Source organism: Achromobacter sp. SIMBA_011 (assembly GCF_046535435.1).
GTDB classification, from domain to species: Bacteria; Pseudomonadota; Gammaproteobacteria; order Burkholderiales; family Burkholderiaceae_B; genus Achromobacter; species Achromobacter dolens.
The window spans coordinates 1-230 of sequence record NZ_JAWRWN010001338.1 but is presented as its reverse complement, the minus strand read 5'-3'; the positions used below and the strand labels follow the sequence as shown (position 1 = coordinate 230).

The 230-nt window shown below is 63.9% G+C and carries 1 protein-coding gene; it reads right to left on the bottom strand.

Features of this window, described 5'->3' with window-relative positions; genetic code table 11:
* Positions 1-230, bottom strand: a 230-nt coding sequence (locus tag SB816_RS35430; RefSeq protein ID WP_410548676.1) for an MFS transporter, incomplete at both ends; no start/stop codon positions are given.

Sequence of the window (230 nt, the reverse complement as noted above, 5' to 3'; positions counted from 1 at the left end):
GAACATCTGCGCGATCGTGCACAGCCCCCACAGCACCATGATGCGCATCAGCGTCCGGCTCGCGCCGATCCGCGCCAGCACCAGATTGCTCGGTACCTCGAACGCCGCGTAGCTGATGAAAAAGATGGCCGTCGCGGCACCGAACGCGGCCTCGCTCAGGCCGAGGTCCTGCAGGAACTGCAGCTTGGCGAAGCCGATGTTCACGCGGTCGATGAAGTTGACCACGTAGC